The following is a 20683-nucleotide window of genomic DNA, read 5'->3' on the forward strand; positions in this document are numbered from 1 at the left end:
GAGGGTCCGGGGCGTGGTGAACGTTCGGTTATCCGGTCGGCCGCGCCGTCCCCGTCTCCGTCGGCCCACCAGTCACCTCGACGGTCGCGTCCTCGCGGAACCCACCGCTGTCGACGACGACCCGGACGGTCTCGCTCCCTTCGTAGTAGTGGGGTTCGATGGTTCGCGTGACGGTCCTCGTCTCGCCCGCGGCTACCTGCCACGCCGCCTCGGGCACGCCCAGCGACCCCTGTTTCACCCCGAGCGTCGCCAGGAACCGGCCGTCGCGGCCGCCGTGGTTCGCGACCGTGACCGACGCATCGAACGCCGTCCCGTACTCGACGCTCTCGGGAACCGACCACGACTCGACCTCGAAGGCGGGCGCGGCCGCGAGACGCTCGACCGCGGCGTCGGGCAGGCGCCACCGGGGCCGGGGGCCGTCCTCGCGGGCCCACACGACGGCCGCGTCGTCGGCGTCGACGACCGGCACCGCGATGGCGACGCGGTCCCGGTCGGCGCTGTCGTCGCGCCCGACCGGGATGGGGCCGTCGTGGCGGTCGCCGCCGACCGCGACGGAAAGCGGCACGTCGATGGGGTCGTCGTACTGCTTGCGGCCGTCGGCGCCGAGGTCGAACCCCTCGGTGGTGACGCTGACGACGACGTACTGCTGGCCGGCGCCGGCCGCGGCCACCCGCTCGTAGTAGTGGGTCGAGGAGACGTAATCGACGCTCACGACGGAGGGGTGGACCGCCGCGTCGTCGACCCGAATCGTTCGGCCGTCGTCGGTTTCGTACGTCTCGCCGAGCGCGAGCGAGGGTCCGGCGTCCGGCGTCCCGTCGGGCGTCGGCGAGTCGCGTGGTGACCGGTCGGTCCTCGGCGTGCCGTCGTCCGTGGTCCCGAGCGTGTCGAGACAGCCGGCCGTCGCGGCGAGGCCGGCGCCGACGGCGCTCAGGAGCGTCCGTCTGGAGGGCGGGGACATGCCGCGGAACTCCCCCGCCCGCCGGCAAGTGCCTTGTGGCGTCGCCGCTACCGGCAACCACCGCCGGGCACCACCGGACGTATGCGGGCGACCGACCTCTCCCCGCGCATGACCGGGCTGTTCGACGCGCTGGAGCTACGAGGGACCGAGATACGCAACCGGGTGATGGTGTCGCCGATGTGCCAGTACGCCTGCGAGGGGCGCGACGGCCTCGCGACCGACTGGCACCACGTCCACCTCGGCTCGCGGGCGACCGGCGGGGCCGGCATCGTGATGGCGGAGGCCACCGCCGTCGAGCCGCGGGGCCGCATCTCGCCGCAGGATTTGGGCATCTGGTCCGACGAGCACGCCGACGCGCTCCGCGACACCGCACGGTTCATCAGCGACCGGGGCGCGACGCCGGCCATCCAACTCGCCCACGCCGGTCGGAAGGCCTCCACGCGTCGCCCCTCCGACGGCGGCGGCCCCATCCACGGCGAGGACGGGTGGACGCCGGTCGGCCCCACCGCCGAGTCGTACCCCCACGACGACCCGCTGGACGTCGAACGGCTGGACCAAGCGGGCATCGAGGGCGTCGTCGACTCGTTCCGTGCCGCGGCCGAACGCGCGCTCGACGCCGGCTTCGAGATAGCGGAGGTCCACGGGGCGCACGGCTATCTCCTCCACTCGTTTTACTCGCCGGTGTCGAACGGCCGCGAGGACGACTGGGGCGGCGACTTCGCGGGACGCACCCGCCTCGTCCGGGAGGTGACGCGCGCGGTGCGTGAGGTGTGGCCCGACGAGAAGCCGGTGTTCGTCCGCCTCTCGGCGACGGACTGGATGGGCGAGGACGGCTGGACCGTCGACGACACCGCCGAACTCGCGCCCCTGCTCGCCGAGGACGGCGCGGATCTCGTCGACGTGTCGGCCGGCGGCGTCCACCCCGACCAGTCGGTGCCCGAGAGCGGCCCCCACTACCAGGTGCCGTACGCCGAGCGGGTGACCGAGGCGCTCTCGGATACCGACTGTGCGGTCGGTGCCGTCGGGAAGATAACCACGCCAGAGGGTGCCGACGAGGTGGTCCGCAACGGCCGCGCGGACGTGGCTATCCTCGCCCGCGAACACCTCCGGGACCCGTACTTCACGCTCCACGCCGCCGAGGAACTGGGCGAGGAGGGACCGGTCCCGCGAGCGTACCGTCGCGGGTTCTGACGCCGCCGGGTTTAGGGTCGACCGCCCCTTCCAGCCGGTATGCGCTTCACGCTCGACGACGCCCGTTCGTCGCCGGTGGCCGCGGCCGTGTTCATCGTCGGCCTCGCCGCCGCAGGGGTCGCGCTGTTCGTGGCGGACGGCGAGTTCGGTGCCCCCGCCGGCACGCCCGAGTGGTGGCTCGGGGTGGCCGTCGCGGGCGTCGCCGTCGTGGTGACGGCCCTGCGACTGGGTCGGTAGCTACAGCAGGCTCAACTCGCCGGTCACGCGGTCGACGAGGTTCTCCTCGGCGGGCCCGACCGCGAGCGCGGTCACGGTTCCGGGGTCGAGTTGCGTGTGGCCCGCGTCGCGGATGAGCGCGTTCGGTAGTCGTTCGCGGCGCGCCTCGTCGGCGAGCTCCTGCAGTTCGGCCTCGCCGCTCGCCTTCAGGACGACCTTCTTCTGCCCGCCCTGCTTCCAGCCCTGCTGGGCGTCCGGGCCGGCGTTCTCGTAGGCCTTCAGGGAGGCGTGGGCGACCTGTGCCGCGAGCTTCCCGTCCCCCATCCCGAGGTCCGTGCGGACGACGATGGCCTGTTTCATACCCGCTCTGCGTCGTCTCCGCCCATAAACGACCCGAAGACACTTACCGAATCCGCGTTCAGCCCCCGGTGTGTCCCGGCTCGACGCCCTCCTAGAGCTACTCCTCTCCCCGCGGTCGTTCTTCGCCGACCGCGACATCGACCACCACTTCGGCCGCGCGTTCGCCGCGGTGCTGGTCGTCGCTGTCGTCTCCAGCGCCGCCTTCCTGACGATGGGGTGGCTGTTCGCCGCGAACGTCGACGCCACCTACGAGCGGACGGTCGCGGAGCCGTGGGACGAGGAGTCCTGCGAGCAGTACGCCGACATGACGAACGAGACGAATCTCTCCGGAACGCCCGAAAACTGCGCGCTTTCGGAGCCGAAGACGGCGACCGTCCACGCCAGCGACGTAGTCTGGGACGCCTTTCTCGGGCGCGTCCCGCTGGTGTTCGTCGCCACTATCGTCGGCTGGCTCCTCATCGGCGTGGGCCTGCACGTCGCCAGCGCAGTCGTCGAGGGCGAGGGGTCGTTCGGCCGCACGCTCGTGGTGACCGGCTACGGGATGGTCCCCTCGCTCGTGCAGACGGTGTTTGGCGTCGTCGCGTTCTGGCTGGCGATACAGTCCATCGAGTTCGGCGGCGACCCCGAACGGCTCGCCCGGCAGGTCGAGCGGCTCGCCACGGGCGGTCTCGGGCCGCTGTCGGTCGTCGGGGCGGTCGTCGGGGCGGGCTGGCAGGGGTACGTCTGGACCGGCGGCCTCCAGGAGGCACGCGACCTCCCCCGCGGCGGCGCGGCGTTCGCGGCCGGCGTCGTCGCGACACTGCTTCTGCTGTCGTCGCTGTTGTGACCGTCGGCTTTTAGCCCCCCTCGCCCCCCTACACTCCCATGATACTCTCCGACGCGGACATCCTGCGGCGACTCGACGAGGGGGACCTCGTGGTCGAGCCCCTGGAGGACCCCGAGATACAGGTCCAACCGGCCAGCATCGACCTGCGACTCGGCCGGGAGTTCCTGGAGTTCCAGCACGCCAACATCGGCTGTATCCACCCGAACGACGAGCGGGAGGTCTCCGAGTACGTCGACCTGACGGAGGTACCGGAGGGCGGCGAGTACGTGCTCCACCCCGGCGACTTCGTGCTCGGGACGACGAAGGAGCGGGTCGGGATTCCCGACGACCTCATCGCCCACGTCGAGGGGCGGTCGTCGCTCGGCCGACTGGCCATCGTGGTGCATGCAACTGCGGGCTTGTGCGACCCCGGGTATAAGGGCCAGATAACGCTCGAACTGTCGAATCTCGGACGGGCACCGGTCGCGCTCTCCCCGGGCATGCGCATCTCGCAGTTGACGTTCACCGAGTTGAAGACGCCCGCCGACCGGCCGTACGGCGCCGAGCGCGGCTCGAAGTACCAGGGCCAGTCCGGGCCGCAGGCGTCCCGGATTCAGGGCGACAGGGAGTTCGGTGGTGAGCAGTGATGCGACGCGAGCACCGCGAGCGAGCGCAGCACCTCGGCAGCGAACGAATCGAGTTCGGGGGCGGGCAGTAAATGCAGTTCATCGAGGAGGTGGTCGTCGAGGAGTTCCTGCCGACGTTCCGGTCGTTGCTGGCGACGGAACTGCGCCAGCGCGATTTGACCCAGAGCGAGGTGGCGGACCTGCTGGGCATCTCCCAGAGCGCCGTCTCGAAGTACGCCCACGGCGAGGTGGCGATAAACGAGCGGCTCGCGGAGGACGACCGGGTGCGCGACCTCGTCGAGCGCCTCGGCGAGGGGCTCGCCTCCGGGGAGATGTCCCGCGTGCAGGCGCTGGTGGAGGCGGAGGTGCTGGTCCGGCAACTGGAGCGTGGCGACGTGCTCGCCCAGCTCCACGAGGAGGCGTTCCCGCCGCTCGCGGAGTACGAGGGGGAGTTCGCGGTCCACGACCCCGACTCGCAGGTCCGGGCCGCGGAGCGGACGCTCGCGTCCGTGCGCCGGGGCTTGCGTACGCTGGAGAACACCTCCGGCTTCGCGGCGCTCATCCCCGCTGTCGGCTCGAATCTCGTGGAGGCGCTCCCGGACGCCACCGGCATCGACGACGTGGCCGCCGTCCCGGGTCGCATCCTCGACATCAAGGGGCGCGCGACGGTGCCGGCCGACCCCGAGTTCGGCGTCAGCGAGCACGTCGCCAACGTCCTGCTCGCGGCCCGTCGCGGCGGGAGCGAGGCCCGCGGTGCCCTGAACGTTCGCTACGCCCCCGAGAGCATCGAGGCGTTCGAGGCGGCCGGCTACGAGACGGTCGCGTTCGACGCCGACGAGCCGGTCGACGAGGCGGTGCGGGCGGCCGTCGAGTCGACCCCCGGGGCGGACGTGGTGTACCAGACCGGCGGCTTCGGCGTCGAGCCGGTCGCGTACGTGCTTGCGGCCGACGCCGTCGCCGCCGCGGAGGCCGTCCGCGACGTGGTGCCGTGAGCGTCCCCGAGTTCTACGGCCGGTACGCCGACCTGTACGACCGCATCGCCACGTTCCCGGGCGTCGGGCGGTGGCGTCGCGCGGCCGCCGACGCGCTCGACCTCTCGGCGGGCGACACCGTCGTCGAGTTCGGCTGTGGGTCGGGCGCGAACCTCCCGTATCTGCGGGAGCGCGTCGGCGACGACGGCCGGGTGGTCGGCGTCGACGTCACCCGGCCGTTGCTCGCCCGTGCCAGCGAGCGTGCCCCGGACGCGGGTCTCGTCGTCGGCGACGCCGTTCGCCCGCCCGTGGAGCGGGCCGACGCGGTGCTGGCGACGTTCGTCTGCGGGATGTTCGCCGACCCGGCGCGCGTCGTCGCGGACTGGTGTTCGCTGGTCGGGCCGGGTGGGCGGGTGGCGCTGATGGACGCGGCTACCTCCACTCACCCGCTCGGCCGCTCGCTCAATCCGGCGTTCCGGGCGTTCGCGCGGGGGACCGCGCCAGCCGACTCGCCGCTCGAGGCCGCGCGGGCCGCCATCGAGGGCGAGGGCGACACCGTCCTCGACGAGCGGGTGGCCGCGGCGCGGGCGGCGCTCGTCGACCGCACCGAACGGCGGCAGTTCCGGCGGTTCGGCCTCGGGTTCGTCGGCCTCCTGTCGGGGCGCGTGCCTCGCGACTTCAGTCGGTGAAGTCGCGTGGCCGACCGGAGAGAGGCCACGGAAGAAGCGAGCGGGGAGCGGAGCGACCCGCGAGCCGCGCGGACGTGAGCGGCTCGGGATGCGCGAGCGTGGCGAGCCGCGAGCCACCCCTTGCCTCTTTACCGGGGGCGCGCGAGCCGATGGACGTGCCCGATGGCTGGGACCCCGAGACGGTGTTCGACGTGTTCGGGAGCGAGAGCGCCCGCCGCATCCTCGCGCTGGCCAGCGAGGGGCCGGTGACGGCCGACGACCTCGCCGACCACCTCTCCGTCTCACAGCCCACCGTCTACCGGCGGGTGGAGGAACTCGTCGAGTACGACCTGCTCGCGGAGCGGGACCACGTCGACGACGAGGGGAACCAGTACAACACCTACGTCACGAACCTGGATTCGGTGACGTTTCGCGTCGAGGACGGCAAGTTCGTCGTCGACCTCCAGCTAGCACGAAACGTGGCCGACCGTGTGAAGGACTGACGCGGCCGTTTCGCGGCTTCAGCACACGTAGCTCCGCCCCGGCCTTTAGTGGTCTCGTGGAGACGTACCGGGTGGCATGACCCGGAACCCCGAGACCACCACGGAGACGGCGAAATCGCTACTCCGCGGCTTCTTCGCCACCTTCCACCTGTGGCTGATGGGTGGCACCGCGGCGTACCTGTTCTGGTACGGTTTCACCCAGCCGGCCATCGGGATGTCCGCGCGCCCGGTGGAGGCGTTCTTCGGCGGGGTCGCGCTGCTGCTCTTGGCGTGGGCGCTGAAAGGCTCCGCGAAGGAGAGCGCCGCCGTCGACGCCGTCGGGTCGGACGACCGGCGGACGGCCTGACGGGCCGCTATCGCGGCGGTCGCGTCGTCGACTCTCGCGAGTCGGCCGACCGGGACTGGGAGAGCGCACTCGCGTGCCCCGGCGACGCCTCGACGACGTAGGTGCCCGCGACCTGATCGAACAGCCGCTGGTTCCTGTCGTCGATGGCGATGGCGGCCAGTCCGACGGCGGCCGTCAGCCAGCTGAACACGACGACTGCGGGGACGTTGCGCGCGAGCGCCGACCCGAACCCCGGCGTCTCGCCCCGGTAGTCGACCACCTTGATGCCGAGCGCCCGCTTCCCGGGCGTCTGCCCGTTCCAGAACGCCTCGAACACGCCGCCGTACAGCGGGAGCGTCAGCGCGCCGACGAACACCAGCGGCTCCACCAGTTCGGGTGAGGGGCCGACGAGTGCGGCGAGCGCCACCGCGACAGCGACCACCTGCACGAACGACAGCACGAGGTCTATCACCTGCGCGCCGATGCGCTCGCCGACGACCTCGGTCGCCCCGTCCGTCGGCTTCACCTGCGAGTCCGTACTGGTCATTATATCGGGCCGAGTTCGTCTGAACGAAAAAGGTTCCGCTAGTCGTCGGCCGGCGTCGGCCCGCTCACCTCGACGGCCGGCGCGTCGACGCCGAGTGCGTCTATCGCCGCCTGTGCGGCGTTCTTCCCCGACAGCAGCATCGCGCCGAACGTCGGCCCCATCCGCGGGAGGCCGTGGACCGTCGCCGCCGCCATCCCCGCGACGACGAGGCCGTCGTTGACGAGGCCGGTGTGCTCGACGACGGCGTCCTCGCTCTCGGCGACCCACATCGAGCCGTGACCGGGCGAGTCGTGGCCGGGCGCGCCGTACTGGTCGTCGGCCGTCTCGTCCATCCCGGTCGCGTTCTCGCTTGCCTGCTCGATGCCGGGCGCGTCGAGTGCGCCCCGCTCCTGGAGTTTCGAGGCGACGAGCGCGTCGTGGCCCGTCGCGTCGACCACGAGGTCCGCCTCAAGCGCCACCGGGTCGACGCAGGTTATCTCGCGGGGGAGCGCGTGGACCGGCGTCCAGTTGACGACGACGCCCCCGACTCGCCCCTCCTCGCGGACGACGCAGTCGGTGAACTCCGTCATGTTCTGCACCCGGGCGCCGGCATCGCAGGTCGCCTTGATGAGCCCCGAGCACGCCTCGGGGCCGTTCGCCACGAACAGGCCCTCGGCCTCGTCGCTCTCGGTGTAGTCGACGTCCAGTTCCTCGAGCACCGCGTCGGCCGGCGACCGAACCGTCACCTTGTTCATCAGGAAGCCGCCGAGCCAGAACCCGCCGCCGAGGTAGTTGTTCTTCTCTATCACCGTCACGTCGACGTCGCGGGCGGCGAGTTCACGCGCCGTCGTCAGCCCCGCGGGGCCGCCACCGACGACGATGACGTCCGTGTCGACGTTCCCGATGAACTCCTCGCTCCACTCGCTTGCGATGGCGCGGGTGACCTGTGCCTCGTCGGCGTCGCTGAACTGGGTCATACCACCTAGTGATATTCTGCGATGGTAGTAAAGGTTGGGGCGGTTTGAAGCCCCCGCGGGTGCAGGCTGACGCATGGAACCGACCGCCCGCGTTCGCTCCTGTGACCGCTCGTCGATTCGCGTGCTGTTCGACCTCGCGGAGTCGGTGGGAGGTGACCTCGTCCGCCTCGAAGTCGGTGAACCCGACTTCGAGACGCCCGAGCACGTCACGGAGGCGGCGTTCGCGGCGACCCGCGAGGGCGCGACGGGGTACACCTCGAACGCGGGCCTGCCGGAGCTCCGGGCGGCCATCAGCGACACGCTGGCCCGCGAGTACGACACCGAGTACGGGGCCGACGACCTGCTCGTGACGACCGGCGGGATGGAGGCGCTACATCTCGCGGCGCTGTGCGTGCTCGCGCCCGGCGACGACTTGCTGATTCCATCGCCGGGGTGGCCGAACTACTGGACGCAGGCCCGCCTCGCGGACGCCACCCCGGTGGAGGTGCCGATGCCGTACCCGTACGACCTCGACCCGGACCGACTCGTCGAGGCGATGGGTCCAGACACCGGCGCCGTGATGCTGTGCTCGCCGTCGAACCCGACTGGACGCGTCGCGGACCCCGATGCGGTCCGTGCGGTGGTCGAGGCCGCTCGCGAGCACGACGCCTACGTCGTCGCCGACGAGGTGTACGCGTCGCTCACCTACGACCGCGACCCCGTCTCGGCGGCGGCGCTTTCCGGCCACCCCGAGCACGTGCTCACGGTCGGCTCCTGCTCGAAGTCCCACGCCATGACCGGGTGGCGGGTGGGCTGGCTCGCCGGGCCCCCGGACGTGGTCGGCGAGGCCACCAAGATACGGGAGTCGACGACCGCCTGCACCTCGACGATTGCACAGCACGCCGCGCTCGCGGCACTTTCCGGCCCGCAGGGGCCGGTTCGAGAGATGCGCGAGGCGTTCGCGGAGCGGCGCGACTACGTCGCGGACCGCCTCGATTCGATGACGGGCGTCACCGCGCCGCGCCCCGAGGGCGCGTTCTACGCGTTCCTCGACCCCGAGGGGTACGACGACAGCATGGCACTCGCCAAGCGACTCGTCCGCGAGGCGGGGGTCGTGCTCGCGCCGGGGTCCGGGTTCGGCGAGGCGGGCGCCGGAAAACTGCGCCTGTCGTTCGCCAACTCGATGGTCCGACTGGAGGAGGGGCTGGACCGACTGGAGCGGGCGCTGTGAGGCCGTCGTCGCGGAAAAATCGGGTCGCTGGTTCGGGCGGTCGCTGGCTCAGGCCGTCCGGCCCGGGCCGGCCTCGGTCTCGTCGGTCTCGGGGCGCGTCCGGTAAGTGTCGAGTCCGAGCACGCGGTTGAGGGGGCACTTCTGGGTGAGCCCGGTGGCGAGGAACACGAGCCCCACCAGCAGGGCGACGGCCGCGATGGCCACCCCGAGGGTGCCCGCGGCGATGGTCACGACGCCGAGCAGGCCCGCCCCGCCGACGATGGCGAGGATGGGGCCGAGCACGAGACGGGCGATGCGGTCGTAGCCGCCGACGTTCTTGTCCATAGCCTCCGTAGGTACCGCGGGAGCATAGCCCGTGCGGACGATTCCCACGCCGCGGGATTCAGTCGTCGCCGCCCTCCCTGATGGCCCGCTCGGCGTCCGCGAGTGCCGCCTCGCGGTCGAACGCCGCGACGATGTCTTCCAGTTCCTCGCGGGAGGCGCCCCGCAACTCGCGGGCGTGGGCGGTGACGTTCGGCACCGCGCGGATGATGTTGTCGACGATGGGGACCGTCGCGGTCCGTGCCGACCGCGACAGCGGATTGAGGTCGATTACGAGTTCGGTCTTGCCCATCTCCGCGAGCGCCTCCGCGCGGTCGCCGTCCTCCAGCGGGACGAGCACCACGTCGGCGTCGCCGATGCCGTCGGCGTCCACCTTCGCGCGCTCGTGGTCGAGGCCGGGGATGCGGCCGTCCGCCTCCAGTCCCTTCACCTCGTCGGCGCCGTGGTCGCGGAGGTGGTCGACGATGGCCCGCATCCGCTCGTCGGTGCGGTTGAACAGGTTCACCTCGACGTCGGCGTCGACCGCGTCCGCGAGGTCGACCATCTCGCCCGGACACAGCGCGGCGACGTTGCCGTTGATAGAGAGAACCGGGTGGTCGGCGAGCAGGAGGTGGGCGGCGGCGACCCGCTCGGCGGCGTCGGCGCTGTCGGTGGTCTCCTCGCCCAGCAGGTAGTCGAACGCCTCGCCGCGGCCCTGTGCGATGAGCCCCTGCTTCGAGGTGATGCCCTTCTCGACGCCCGCCTCGATGCGGTGTCGCGTCAACAGCGACTCGTAGCGCGGGTGCGACTCGGGCACCTCGACTTCGCTCATACCTCGGCGTTGCCAGCGCTGGCTAAAAAGCGCCCCGTTCAGGCGTCCCGCGGGTCGAACGTGTCGCGAAGGGCGTCGCCGACCACGCTGACCGAGACGATAGTCGCCGCCAGCGCCAGCGCCGGGAACAGCCATATCCACCACGTCACGGTGCTGGTGCCCCCCTCCGCGATTTGAGCGCCCCACGAGTAGAGGATGGCGTCGCTGAGCCCCAGGTAGGCGATTGCCGCCTCCGTGAGGAGGAGAACCGGAATCTGTCGGGTCGTCGCCACCACCACCGTCGCGGAGACGTTCGGGAGGATGTGGCGGCGCACGACCGCGAGGTGGCTCGCCCCCTGACTGCGGGCGGCCCGCACGTACGTCGACGTCTTGCGCTTGACGACCTCGCCGCGGACGACGCGGGCGGGCCCGCCCCACGACAGCAGGCCGAACACGACGACGATGAGAAACAGCGAACGGCCAACGAGGAAGATGAGGATGACGTAGACGACGAACGCGGGCACCGTCTCCTGAACGTCGACGTAGCTCATCAGCAGGTCGTCGACGATGCCGCCGCGGTAGCCCGCGACGACGCCGACCAGCGTCGCCAGCGGGACGATGAGCATCGCCGCGACGAGGCTCAACAGCATGGTGACGCGGGCCCCCGTCACCAGCAGGGGAATCATCCCCTTCCCGTCCGCGTTCGTTCCAAGGGGGTGGTGCCACGTCCCCGCACACAGCGGGTTGGCGGGCGTGCCGACGTTGCCGCTGAGGCACTTGTAGGCGACGGGCCCCCGCTCGACGGTGAACCCGAGCGGCGGGAGGTTCTGGTGGTAGAGGTCGATCCCCGGGCGGCCGACGAACAGGGGCCCGAACGTGCCGACGAGCGCCAGGACCCCGAGGAAGGCGGCGGCGACGACCGCCGGTCGGTGGCGCCGGAACCGCCGCCAGTAGCGGACGGTCGACCCGCGGTTCTCGACCGCCGGGAGCACGACGAAACAGCCGAACAGCAAGACGGCGAGCAGGTAGAGCCAGTCGAGTCGGATGGGTGCCCAGTTGCCGACGACGTAGGTGCCCGCGGCGCCGGAGTAGTCGTAGTAGAACAGCGCCGCGTACGCGACCAGCGACGCGAGGAACCACCGCATCGACCGCGAGAGCCGGTACGGCCGCCGCTCCAGGTCGCCCCAGTCGACGTCCCCGTGGAGCGTACCCTCCGGGTCGGCCATCGTCACCACGACGGGCAGGGCGTGTCATATAGCTATCAGTAACTGAAATCCGGATTTCAGCAAACGTTACCACGGAACGTACCGTGGCCCCGGCGGATGCGCGTCGAGATGCCGCCCGCCCCGGAGGTCCGGCCGTGAGCAGGCTCCGCTTCCTGACCCGGCGGGCGCTGTTCGCGCTGTTCGCCACCTACCTGGTCGTCTCCATCACCTTCGGGTTCATCGCACTGACGGCCGACCCGCAGTTGGCCGTCGTCGCGTACGGCGCCGCACAGGCGCCCCCCGGCGAGTACTACAACCAGTCGGAGGCCGCCGAGCAGGTGAACGAGGCGGTGTCGGCCTACGAGGAGGCGTACAACCTCGACGAACCGGTCGAGAAGCGGTACGTGACGTGGCTCGTCAACGTCGCCACCTTCGACTGGGGGGAGTCGCTCCACCGCGACCGGGCGGTGGTGGCGATGGTGGGCGAGGCGGTGCCGAAGACGGCGGCGTACGTCCTGCCGGCGATGCTACTGTCGCTCGTCGGCGGCATCTCGGCGGGCGTGTTCGCCGCCTACCGCCGGCGGTCGGCGGGCGATTACCTCGTCACCGGACTCGGCTATCTCGCGTTCAGCGTCCCGAACTTCCTGCTCGGGGGGCTCGCGCTCCTGGGGCTGGCGCTTCTGACCGCCGCGGAGGGCCGTCCCGGCCTGCCGCTACCGACCGAGGTGCGGACGGTGGTACTGCCCGCGCTGGTGCTGGGCGGTAGCCTGTTCGCGGGGCAGTTGCGTCACGCCCGTTCGGAGGCGCTGGAGCATTTCGGCGAGGCGTTCGTGAAGCTCCTGCGCGCGAAGGGGGCCGGCCCGGTGCGGGTCGCTCGCCACGTCCTGAAGAACGCCGCCATCCCGCTGGTGTCGCTGTTCTTCGCGGAACTGCTGGCGGTGCTCGTGGTGAACATCTACGTGCTCGAACAGGTGTTCCGCATCCAGGGGCTCGGAAGCCTGAGCCTGTGGGCCATCGGTGAGCGGGACCTCCCCGTCGTCCTGGGGACGACGATGGTGCTGGTGTTCGTCGGCATCGCCGGCAACTTCCTGCAGGACGTAGCGTACGCCTTTCTCGACCCCCGTGTCGAGGAGGAGCGTTAATCGAGCAGGTGCGCGCCGGCCGGATGGACGGCACACACCTCGGGGTCGTAGCCCGCGTCCGAGAGGCCCGTACCGACGGCGAACGCCGTCTCCCCGAGCATCGCCATCGACGCCCGCCCGCCGGCGTCCTCGACGTCGGCGACGACGGCCCGCAGGTCGTCGGTCATCAGGCCGGCACCGTCGGCGAACTCGCGGGCGGCGGTCACGAACGTCGACAGCGTCGGCGTCCCGCGAACGCGGTCGAGCGCCCGCTCGCCGGCCCGCGAGAGGGCGTCGGTGTCGCCCGACAGCACCGCCTCGGTCGAGAGGCCGCCCAGCGTCAGATACTCCACCCGAGAGCGGGCGGGGATGCCGTCCATCCGCCCGTGGGCCGGCGCGCCCGGGTCGAGACGGAGCGGGACGCCGCCACGCGCCTGTGCGACCACGTCGCCGAGCCCGGTACCGGCCTCGACCTCCGCGCGGTGGGCCAGCGTCACCAGGTCGTTCTCGGAGCGGGCGCAGTCGAACGCCGCGTTCGCGGCCAGCGCCGTCCCGAGCGCCATCGCCCCGCTGACGCCGAACCCGGAGCCGAGCGGCAGGGCGGTCTCGCAGTCGACGCGGGCGTCGACCCCGAGCGCGTCGAGCACGCCGTCGACCGCCCCCACGTCGATGGCGTCGCCGTTCAGCCGCAGGCCCGACCCCTCGCGGACGGTGACGGTGACGCCGTCGGACAGCGCGATGCCGCCGCCCCGCGAGCCGGCCCGCTCGGGGTCGTCGTGCGGGTGGGCCGAGAAGAACGCCGTGACGTGGCCCGGGACGAACGCGCTCGCCTGGCTCATACCCGGGCGTCGGCGTCGCCCGGTTTAACGCTTGCAGTTCCCGCCCGTGGCGGAAGCGGTAAACGCCCCCGCGTCGAACGCCGGGCCATGAGCGAGGAGGCGGCGGACCCGACCGCCGACGTGCCCGACGACGCCGCGGCCGAAATCGCGGACGCCGTCCGCCGGGCGCTGGCGAAACACGGCTACGCCGGGCTGACGACGAAGAAAGTCGCCGCCGAGTCCGAGAAGAGCGAGGCGTTCTTCTTCTACCACTGCGACTCGAAACATGACCTCATCCTCGTCTTCCTCGACTACGCTTCGGAGTGGTCGCTGGGTCGCCTCGAGGCGGTCACCGACATCGCGGACCCGGTCGAGAAACTGTACGTCGCCTGCGAGGCCCTGCTGGGCGACCCAGACGACGAGTTCTCGCGGGGGATGAACGTCGCCGTGATGGAACTGCTGGCCCACGCCCCCCACGATACGGCGTTCCACGACCGTCTCGAAGCCTACGAGCGGCGGGTCCTCGCGGACCTCGCCAGCGTGCTGGAGGACGGCATCGACGCCGGCGTGTTCCGCGCGGTCGACCCCGAGGCGACCGCGGCGTTCCTGCTGATGGTCGCGGACGGCACCGCGGGCGCGGTCCACGCGCTCGGGATGGACGACGTAGAGGCCGGCGTCCGCGACCGCCTGTTCGACTACCTCGAGACGAGCGTGCTCGCGGAGGGCGTCACGCCCCCCGAAGGTCGGTAGCGTCGTCGTCCAGCAGGCGGTCGAGCCGTCGCTCCAGTTCCATCTCGTCGATGTCGCCGCGGGCGTAGGCACGTTTCGCCGCAGTCACGGGGTCGTCGTCGCCGTCGTCCGGGTCGCGGTGCTCCTCTGCCGTCCGCCGCTTGGCGATTCCGACCGCCAGCGGCAGGACGCCGCCGTAGCCCACCGGAAACGCGACCCAGAACCACGGCACGCCGAGCGCGAGCAGGCCGAACGCGACGGCGAGCACGCCCGCCGAGACGACGCCCGCGACCGCACCCACCCGCGGGTCGGCGTCGCCGCGGTGGCGGTGGGGCCTCACGGCTCCACCTCCACGACCGGGTCGTCGTCGCGGCCGTCGAACCGACCGCCGGCCGTCTCGGCACCGCCGGATGCAGGCTCGGTTCCGACGGCCCCGGCCAGCCCCAACTCGGGCGTGTCGACGTAGACGGCCTCGAACGCGTCGGGGTCGACCCGGTACGTCTCGTGGAACACGCCGACGCTCCCGTCGCGCAGGCGGCCGTTGTACTCGCGCCACGCGTCGACGTGCTCGCGCAGTGGGTCGCGGGCGTACTCGCGCAACGACTCGAAGTCCGTCCAGTACTGGACGGTGGTGAACGTCCGCCCGCTCCACGTGTTCCGGCTCTCCAGCAGGCCGTCCGACTCGTCGAGTTCGTTCTGCATCCGGCGCATCGCCACCGCCACCGGCACCCACCGGTGGAGCGCCCGCCAGCGGTTCACGTGCATCCCGATGACGAACACGACGAACGGCTCGTCGGTCGTCGGGTGACGTCGACCGTCGCTCTGCTCGCTCATGTTACTGAGCAAACGCTCAGGAAACTTAAATCTGAGTGTTTACTCAGAAACGTCGGCCAGCAGGCGACGGAGAGTCACCGACAGTTCCTCCATCACGTCGACGTCGAGGCCGTCGGTGGTCAGGAGCACGCCCTGCTCGCCGACGATGACCCGCGAGAGGAACCCATCGGAGAACACGCGGACGGTCACCTCGTAGTCGCCGAGTCCCGGCTCCTCGCCGGCGTCGATGGTGTCGCGGCGGTAGCTCTCGCCGAACCCGGCACGTTCGCTCTCGACGAACTGCTCCTTGCGACGGGCGACGCTCGCGGCGTCGCCGATATCGCTCCGGACGTACAGCACCTCGAACGCGTCGGGGGTGAACCAGATGACGGTCCGGAGGCTGTCGCCGACCGCGGTCCGGCAGGCGCTCACGAGGCTGTCGCTCAGACTCGGCTGGATTTCGTGCATGAGATTCACAGGCGCTCCGAGAGCATCAACCCGCCGGGCGGCGGAGCTATCCGGACGCCAACCGTAGCCATCGGTGGCCGGGGTGGCTTCCGCCGGAACCGCCACCGGTTTTCGGCGCGCGGCCGACGTGCCCACGATGAGTGACTCGGTCGACGAAACACCCCCGTACAGTACCATCCTCGCGGAGCAGATAGAGGAGGGGCTCCGGGAGCTGAACCGGTCGACCACCGGGCTGGCGCTGTCCGGCGTGTCGGCCGGCCTCGACATCGGCTTCGGCCCGCTGTTGATGGCCGCCACCTACACCACGGTCGCCGGCGTCGCGGGCGACGCGCTCACCCGTTTTCTGCTCGCGCTCGCGTACACCATCGGCTTCGTGTTCGTCGTGCTCGGCCGCTCGGAACTGTTCACCGAACACACCACGCTTGCGGTGTTGCCCGTGCTCGACGGCCGCGCGTCGATGCGCGAACTCGGTCGCCTGTGGGGTGTCGTCTACGCGACCAACGTCGCGGGCGGCGTGGTGTTCGCGCTGTTCGCCGTGTTCGCACTCCCCTCCACGACCGGCATCGACCGGTCGGCGTTCGTCGAAATAGCCAGACCTATCGCCGCTCACTCGCCGGGCGGCCTGCTGGTGGGGGCGATACTGGCCGGCTGGCTGATGGGCCTGCTGTCGTGGCTCGTCACCGCGGCCCGCGAGACGACCAGCCGCCTCGCGTTCGTGCTGTTGGTCACCGGCGCCATCGGCTTCCTCCATCTCCCCCACTCGATTGCCGGCAACGTCGAGGTGCTGTTGGCGACGCTGGTCTCGCCGGCGTTCTCCTGGGGCCGGTACGCGGCGTTCCTCGCTATCGCGACCGTCGGCAACGCCGTCGGCGGCACGGTGTTCGTCGCCCTCCTGAAGTACGCCCACGTCGTCCGCGGCGGCGAGACGGTCGACATCGGGGCGGACTGACCGAGTCGCCTACGGGCTCAGACGCTGGCGGTCCCGCGGGAAGAGGACGGCCTCGCGGATGTTGTCCAGCCCGAGCATCGTCATGATGAGCCGCTCGCCGCCCAGCCCCCAGCCGGCGTGCGGGGGCATGCCGTACTTGAACATCTTCGTGTAGTAGTCGAACGCCTCGGGGTCGAGCCCCTGCTGTTCGAACCCCTCGATGAGCCGGTCGTAGCGGTGTTCGCGCTGACCGCCCGACACGAGCTCCATCCGCGGGTGCATCATGTCGAACCCCGTCGAGAGGGTCTCGTCGTCGTCGTGGTCCTTGATGTAGAACGGCTTTATCTCGCTTGGCCAGTCGGTGATGAAGTAGTGCTCGCCGACGTCCTGCCCGAGCGCGTGCTCGCCTTCGGTCGGCAGGTCGTCGCCCCACACCAACTGCTCGTCGAGTTCGCCCGTCGCGTTGATGCGCTCGATGGCCTCCTCGTAGGAGAGCCGCGGGAACTCGCCGCTCGGCGCCTCGAACTCCTCGGCCAGCCCCAGCGTCTCCAGCTGGTCGGCGCAGTTCTGTTCGACGGCCTCGTAGGCGGCCTTCACGATGGCCTCACAGACGTCCATCGCCTCCGTGTGGTCGAAAAAGGCCGACTCGAAGTCGATGGACGTGGCCTCGTTCAGGTGCCGGGGCGTGTTGTGCTCCTCGGCGCGGAAGATGGGGCCGATTTCGAACACGCGCTCGAGGTTCGAGCCGACCATCAGCTGTTTGAACAGCTGGGGGCTCTGGTTCATGAACGCCTCCTCGCCGAAGTAGGTGATGGGGAACAGCTCCGTGCCGCCCTCGGTGCCGGTGGCGACTATCTTCGGCGTGTTTATCTCCGTCGCGTGGAACGCGCGGAACTCCTCGCGGACGGCCCGAAGCACCTCTGACCGGATTTCGAAGATGGCCTGTCCCTCCCCGCGCCGGAGGTCGAGCGTCCGGTTGTCGAGCCGCGTCGACAGCTCCGCGCCGACCTTTCCCGAGGGGTCCAGCGGGAGCTGGGTCTCCGCCTCGGCGACGACCTCGATGGACTCGGGGACGACCTCGACGCCCGTCGGCGCACGGGGCTCCTCCTCGACGTCGCCGACGACCGTGACGACGGACTCGCGGGCGGCGTCGAGCCCCGTCTCCACGAGCTCGTCGTCCATCTCGTCTTTCTCGAGTTTTACCTGTATCTTCCCCGTCGTGTCCCGCACGATGAGGAAGGCGATACCGCCGAGGTCGCGGAGTTCGTGGACCCAGCCGGCGACCGTCGCGTGCTGGCCGGGCTCGGCGTCCGCGGTGTAGGTCCTGTCCTGCATGCCCGCGAGTTCTCGCGTCCCCGACTTAAGCCCCGTTATTCCGCGTTCGTGCGTCCGTCGTCGACCCGGAGCGCCGACTCGATGAGCCGCGCGTACCCCCGGCGCAGTCGCTCGCTCACCGCCTGGTCGGAGATGTCGAGCGCCGCCGCCAGTTCGGCGGTGGTGACGGCCCGCGGAATCTCGAAGTAGCCACGCTCGTATGCGAGTCGGAGCGTCTCCCGCTGCTGGGGCGTCAGATGTGCGGGCTCGCCGGTCGTCTTCGTCCCCTGGTGGAGATGCTTCAGCCGGAACTCCACGCCGTGGTTCTCGAGGAACTCGCGGTACGTGGCGAACGACGCGCGGTCGGGGAACCGCGAGCGGGCGTGCCACCAGCCGTCGGCGTGGTACGCCTGCAGTCGCTCGGCGCCGAGGTCGGCCCACGCAGGGTACAACACGATCTCCGTCGCCTCGGTGATCTGCATCGAGTAGAGCCGCTGGCCGTCGACCTCGCTTAACACCTCCAGGTTCGTGACCGTGGGGTCATCGCGGGCGGCCGCGTCGAACGCGTCGACGCCGCCTTCGACCCACAGGAACATGGTCGGGTGGTCGGGGTCCGTGGCGACGGTCCGCTCGATCTCCAGTGTGGCATCGACCTGCGCCAGCGTCTCGGCAAGCACCAGCGCGCCGGACCGGACCGCGTACCCCACGATAATGCTCATCTAGCCAAGGTTTCAGCCCCCCCCATGAATAAATGTGCGGTGTGAGTTGTGGTTGGAAAAACCGCACGGCACCCGTGTCACTCGGTAGCTATCGACTCATTGACTCATCGACGGACGGACCGGTCACGGAATCGTTCGACGGCATCCCCCGTTCGGTTACGCTCCTCGCTCGCTCAGTTCGAGACCTCGCTGACTCGCGGTTCCTGCGTCACCGCTCGTCGTTCCGAGCCGCTCCCTGTGGTCGCGGCTCGCTTCGCTCGGTCTCGTGGGTCGCATCCCGTGCCCCCTCGACCGTCTCCCTGACGGCGTCGACGCCCGCGTCGTGGACCAGGTCGCCGACGATGACGGTGTCGGCGTGCCGTCCCATCTGGTAGGCGTCGTCGTAGCTCCCGACGCCGCCGCCGTAGAACAGCGTCGCCTCCTCGAGCGCCGCGGCCGCGGCCGCCACCTTCTCGGGGTCGCCGAGCATCCCCGAATACTCGACGTAGACGATCTCCTGGCCGAACATCTGCTCGGCCACTTCGGCGTAGGCGGCGACGTCCTCGGCGTCGAGGTCACAGTCCGCCTGCGTGTACTCCGCGACCGACGCGTCCGGATTCAGCACGATGTACCCCTCCGTCGCCGTGCGCTCCCAGTCGATGTCGTCGTCGGTCTTCGCCCACGTCTTGTGGGCGCCCGTCACCCACGCCACGTCCCCGGCGTTGAACACGATGGGGACGAGGTAGCCGTCGAGCCCCTCGGTGTGGACCACCGCCCCCGAGTGGGAGGGCTCGATGTAACAGCCGACGCCGTTCTTCGCACACGCCCGGGCGCACGGCTCGACGACGTTGCGCATGTTCTCGTCGGTGATGTTGAGCGTCCCGCCGATCTCGATGGCGTCGGTGCCGGTCGCACAGACGTCCTCGAACGTCTCGCCGTCGACCAACTCCTTGTCGGGGTCTATCTTCACGATGTGGTCCCAGTCCGCCCAGGGAGCGCTCATACCCGCAAGACTCCCCCCCCGCGGCTAAAACGGCTTCGGATGGCGAGCCACGAACGGAGTGAGTGGCTCGAAACAGTCGAACGGCGACCGCAGGGAGCCGTGAACCGCGTGGCCGAGCGACCAACGGGAGCGAGGCCACGGTATAGCGAGCGGGGAGCGTGAGCGACCCGCGAGCTACGACCCCGGAGCGTGCCCACCGAACGCGAGCGACAGAACGAAACGCCACACCCACCTACTCCGGGCGAATGCAGTACCACGTCGACGGCGCGCTCGTCGCCCGCGAGGACGCCACGGTCTCGGTCGAGGACCGTGGGTTCCGCTACGGCGACGCCGCCTTCGAGACCTGTCGCGCGTACGGCGGCGAGGTGTTCGCGTGGGACCGCCACCTCACCCGCCTCGAACGCACCTGCGAGACGCTCGGGATGTCCGGGGCGGTCCCCGACGACCTCGCCGTCCGCGTGGCGGAGACGCTCGACGCCAACGACCTGCGCGACGCGTACGTCCGCGTCTCCGTCACCCGGGGCGTCCAGCCCGGGAAACTGACGCCGCGCGAGGAGGTCGACCCGACGGTGGTCGTGGTCGTCAAGCCGCTCCCGCGGGGTGGTCGCTCGGGCGACCGCGTCTGGGACGACCCCGCCGTCGTCCAGACGGTGAAGACGCGGCGGGTGCCCGACAGCGCCGTCCCCGCGGACGCGAAGACCCACAACTACCTCAACGGAATCCTCGCCCGTCTCGAACTCCGGCGGGCGACCACCGACGCGAACCGGCCGGACGAGGCGCTCCTCCGTGACGTCGACGGACACCTCCAGGAGGGCGCGACGAGCAACGTGTTCTTCGTCGACGACGGAACGTTGAAGACGCCCGAACGGGGCGAACTCCTCCCGGGCATCACGCGCGAACTCGTCCTCGAGTTGGCGGCCGACGAGTCGTTCCCCGTCGAGACGGGCACGTACGGCGTCGACGACCTCCGTGGGGCCGACGAGGCGTTCCTGACGAACACGACGTGGGAACTGCGGCCCGTCGCCCGCGTCGACGGTATCGAGGTCGGAAGCGGCCCCGTCACCACCCTACTCCAGCGGCTGTACGACGACCTCGTGGAGCGACGGTGTTACGCGGACCGCAAGCGTTGAACCTCCCGC

27 protein-coding genes are annotated in these 20683 nt (G+C 70.7%); 13 read left to right on the forward strand and 14 right to left on the reverse strand.

Annotated elements, in window-relative coordinates; genetic code table 11:
* Positions 1–28: 28 nt before the first annotated feature.
* A complete protein-coding gene (locus NL112_RS09665; protein WP_255152562.1) occupies positions 29–958 on the reverse strand; it encodes a hypothetical protein in 930 nt (309 codons plus the stop codon).
* 108 nt (positions 959–1066) lie between these two features.
* Between NL112_RS09665 and NL112_RS09670 the strand changes: the two genes are divergently transcribed.
* Positions 1067–2149, forward strand: coding sequence for an NADH:flavin oxidoreductase/NADH oxidase (locus tag NL112_RS09670; protein ID WP_255152594.1), 1083 nt, complete (start codon positions 1067–1069; stop codon positions 2147–2149).
* Positions 2150–2188: 39 nt separating this feature from the next.
* Entirely contained in the window at positions 2189–2386 is a 198-nt protein-coding gene (locus NL112_RS09675; RefSeq protein WP_255152563.1) for a hypothetical protein, read from the forward strand.
* On the opposite strand, the gene pth2 is transcribed toward NL112_RS09675, so the two are convergent.
* The gene (pth2, locus tag NL112_RS09680; RefSeq protein WP_255152564.1) at positions 2387–2725 is read right to left on the reverse strand and encodes a peptidyl-tRNA hydrolase Pth2; all 339 of its coding nucleotides are present in this window, start codon (positions 2723–2725) and stop codon (positions 2387–2389) included.
* 70 nt (positions 2726–2795) lie between these two features.
* On the opposite strand from pth2, the gene NL112_RS09685 reads away from it, so the two are divergent.
* From NL112_RS09685 to NL112_RS09710, 6 genes are all read left to right on the forward strand, one after another.
* Entirely contained in the window at positions 2796–3551 is a 756-nt protein-coding gene (locus tag NL112_RS09685; RefSeq protein ID WP_255152565.1) for a Yip1 family protein, read from the forward strand.
* Positions 3552–3589: 38 nt separating this feature from the next.
* Entirely contained in the window at positions 3590–4177 is a 588-nt protein-coding gene (dcd, locus tag NL112_RS09690) for a dCTP deaminase (RefSeq protein ID WP_255152566.1), read from the forward strand.
* 71 nt (positions 4178–4248) lie between these two features.
* Positions 4249–5148 (forward strand): thiamine-phosphate synthase family protein, encoded by a 900-nt coding sequence (locus tag NL112_RS09695; RefSeq protein WP_255152567.1) that lies wholly within the window; start codon positions 4249–4251, stop codon positions 5146–5148.
* Entirely contained in the window at positions 5145–5816 is a 672-nt protein-coding gene (locus tag NL112_RS09700; RefSeq protein WP_255152568.1) for a class I SAM-dependent methyltransferase, read from the forward strand. The genes NL112_RS09695 and NL112_RS09700 overlap by 4 nt, the downstream gene beginning before the upstream one ends.
* Before the next feature lie 149 nt (positions 5817–5965).
* Entirely contained in the window at positions 5966–6298 is a 333-nt protein-coding gene (locus NL112_RS09705) for a winged helix-turn-helix domain-containing protein (RefSeq protein ID WP_255152569.1), read from the forward strand.
* Positions 6299–6374: 76 nt separating this feature from the next.
* Positions 6375–6644, forward strand: coding sequence for a hypothetical protein (locus NL112_RS09710; protein ID WP_255152570.1), 270 nt, complete (start codon positions 6375–6377; stop codon positions 6642–6644).
* A 7-nt stretch (positions 6645–6651) separates the two neighbouring features.
* Here NL112_RS09710 and NL112_RS09715 read toward each other — a convergent pair whose 3' ends face one another.
* Positions 6652–7170, reverse strand: coding sequence for an RDD family protein (locus tag NL112_RS09715; RefSeq protein WP_255152571.1), 519 nt, complete (start codon positions 7168–7170; stop codon positions 6652–6654).
* A gap of 38 nt (positions 7171–7208) precedes the next feature.
* Positions 7209–8126: a thiazole biosynthesis protein gene (locus NL112_RS09720; RefSeq protein WP_255152573.1), complete on the reverse strand. Its 918-nt coding sequence runs from the start codon at positions 8124–8126 to the stop codon at positions 7209–7211.
* Positions 8127–8199: 73 nt separating this feature from the next.
* Here NL112_RS09720 and NL112_RS09725 point away from each other — a divergent pair, with 73 nt between their 5' ends.
* On the forward strand, positions 8200–9336 hold the full coding sequence (locus tag NL112_RS09725) for a pyridoxal phosphate-dependent aminotransferase (protein ID WP_255148636.1): 1137 nt from the start codon (positions 8200–8202) through the stop codon (positions 9334–9336).
* Between the two features lie 48 nt (positions 9337–9384).
* Here NL112_RS09725 and NL112_RS09730 read toward each other — a convergent pair whose 3' ends face one another.
* Genes NL112_RS09730 through NL112_RS09740 form a run of 3 tightly spaced genes read right to left on the reverse strand, consistent with a single transcriptional unit; the run spans position 9385 to position 11673 of the window.
* Positions 9385–9660: a YgaP family membrane protein gene (locus tag NL112_RS09730; RefSeq protein ID WP_255148637.1), complete on the reverse strand. Its 276-nt coding sequence runs from the start codon at positions 9658–9660 to the stop codon at positions 9385–9387.
* Between the two features lie 58 nt (positions 9661–9718).
* Positions 9719–10468, reverse strand: coding sequence for a 4-phosphopantoate--beta-alanine ligase (locus NL112_RS09735; RefSeq protein WP_255148638.1), 750 nt, complete (start codon positions 10466–10468; stop codon positions 9719–9721).
* Between the two features lie 38 nt (positions 10469–10506).
* Positions 10507–11673, reverse strand: a complete 1167-nt coding sequence (locus NL112_RS09740) for an ABC transporter permease (protein WP_255148639.1) — start codon at positions 11671–11673, stop codon at positions 10507–10509.
* A 134-nt stretch (positions 11674–11807) separates the two neighbouring features.
* Between NL112_RS09740 and NL112_RS09745 the strand changes: the two genes are divergently transcribed.
* Complete coding sequence (locus tag NL112_RS09745) at positions 11808–12794, forward strand: ABC transporter permease (protein ID WP_255148640.1); 987 nt, start codon at positions 11808–11810, stop codon at positions 12792–12794.
* Here the strand turns inward: NL112_RS09745 and NL112_RS09750 are convergent.
* On the reverse strand, positions 12791–13612 hold the full coding sequence (locus tag NL112_RS09750) for a pantoate kinase (protein ID WP_255148641.1): 822 nt from the start codon (positions 13610–13612) through the stop codon (positions 12791–12793). The genes NL112_RS09745 and NL112_RS09750 overlap by 4 nt on opposite strands.
* Positions 13613–13699: 87 nt before the next feature.
* On the opposite strand from NL112_RS09750, the gene NL112_RS09755 reads away from it, so the two are divergent.
* Positions 13700–14341 carry a TetR/AcrR family transcriptional regulator gene (locus NL112_RS09755; protein ID WP_255148642.1) on the forward strand — a complete coding sequence of 214 codons (642 nt, stop codon included), beginning with the start codon at positions 13700–13702 and terminating at the stop codon, positions 14339–14341.
* Here the strand turns inward: NL112_RS09755 and NL112_RS09760 are convergent.
* Genes NL112_RS09760 through NL112_RS09770 form a run of 3 tightly spaced genes read right to left on the reverse strand, consistent with a single transcriptional unit; the run spans position 14319 to position 15601 of the window.
* On the reverse strand, positions 14319–14660 hold the full coding sequence (locus NL112_RS09760) for an SHOCT domain-containing protein (RefSeq protein WP_255148643.1): 342 nt from the start codon (positions 14658–14660) through the stop codon (positions 14319–14321). The two genes, NL112_RS09755 and NL112_RS09760, sit on opposite strands and share 23 nt — an antisense overlap.
* Positions 14657–15154: a DUF4188 domain-containing protein gene (locus NL112_RS09765; RefSeq protein WP_255148644.1), complete on the reverse strand. Its 498-nt coding sequence runs from the start codon at positions 15152–15154 to the stop codon at positions 14657–14659. The genes NL112_RS09760 and NL112_RS09765 overlap by 4 nt, the downstream gene beginning before the upstream one ends.
* A 39-nt stretch (positions 15155–15193) precedes the next feature.
* Positions 15194–15601, reverse strand: coding sequence for a DUF7522 family protein (locus tag NL112_RS09770; RefSeq protein ID WP_255148645.1), 408 nt, complete (start codon positions 15599–15601; stop codon positions 15194–15196).
* Between the two features lie 136 nt (positions 15602–15737).
* Here NL112_RS09770 and NL112_RS09775 point away from each other — a divergent pair, with 136 nt between their 5' ends.
* Positions 15738–16550: a formate/nitrite transporter family protein gene (locus NL112_RS09775; RefSeq protein ID WP_255148646.1), complete on the forward strand. Its 813-nt coding sequence runs from the start codon at positions 15738–15740 to the stop codon at positions 16548–16550.
* 9 nt (positions 16551–16559) lie between these two features.
* On the opposite strand, the gene aspS is transcribed toward NL112_RS09775, so the two are convergent.
* The 3 genes from aspS to NL112_RS09790 form a co-directional block, all read right to left on the reverse strand.
* A complete protein-coding gene (aspS, locus tag NL112_RS09780) occupies positions 16560–17864 on the reverse strand; it encodes an aspartate--tRNA(Asn) ligase (RefSeq protein WP_255148647.1) in 1305 nt (434 codons plus the stop codon).
* Between the two features lie 35 nt (positions 17865–17899).
* Positions 17900–18562, reverse strand: a complete 663-nt coding sequence (locus NL112_RS09785; protein WP_255148648.1) for a helix-turn-helix domain-containing protein — start codon at positions 18560–18562, stop codon at positions 17900–17902.
* 208 nt (positions 18563–18770) lie between these two features.
* On the reverse strand, positions 18771–19544 hold the full coding sequence (locus NL112_RS09790; protein ID WP_255148649.1) for a phosphoglycerol geranylgeranyltransferase: 774 nt from the start codon (positions 19542–19544) through the stop codon (positions 18771–18773).
* A gap of 245 nt (positions 19545–19789) precedes the next feature.
* On the opposite strand from NL112_RS09790, the gene NL112_RS09795 reads away from it, so the two are divergent.
* Positions 19790–20674, forward strand: a complete 885-nt coding sequence (locus NL112_RS09795; RefSeq protein ID WP_255148650.1) for an aminotransferase class IV — start codon at positions 19790–19792, stop codon at positions 20672–20674.
* The last annotated feature ends 9 nt before the right edge of the window (positions 20675–20683 follow it).

The sequence above is a fragment of the Halorarius halobius genome, from assembly GCF_024298865.1.
In the GTDB taxonomy this organism is placed as follows: Archaea; Halobacteriota; Halobacteria; order Halobacteriales; family Haloarculaceae; genus Halorarius; species Halorarius halobius.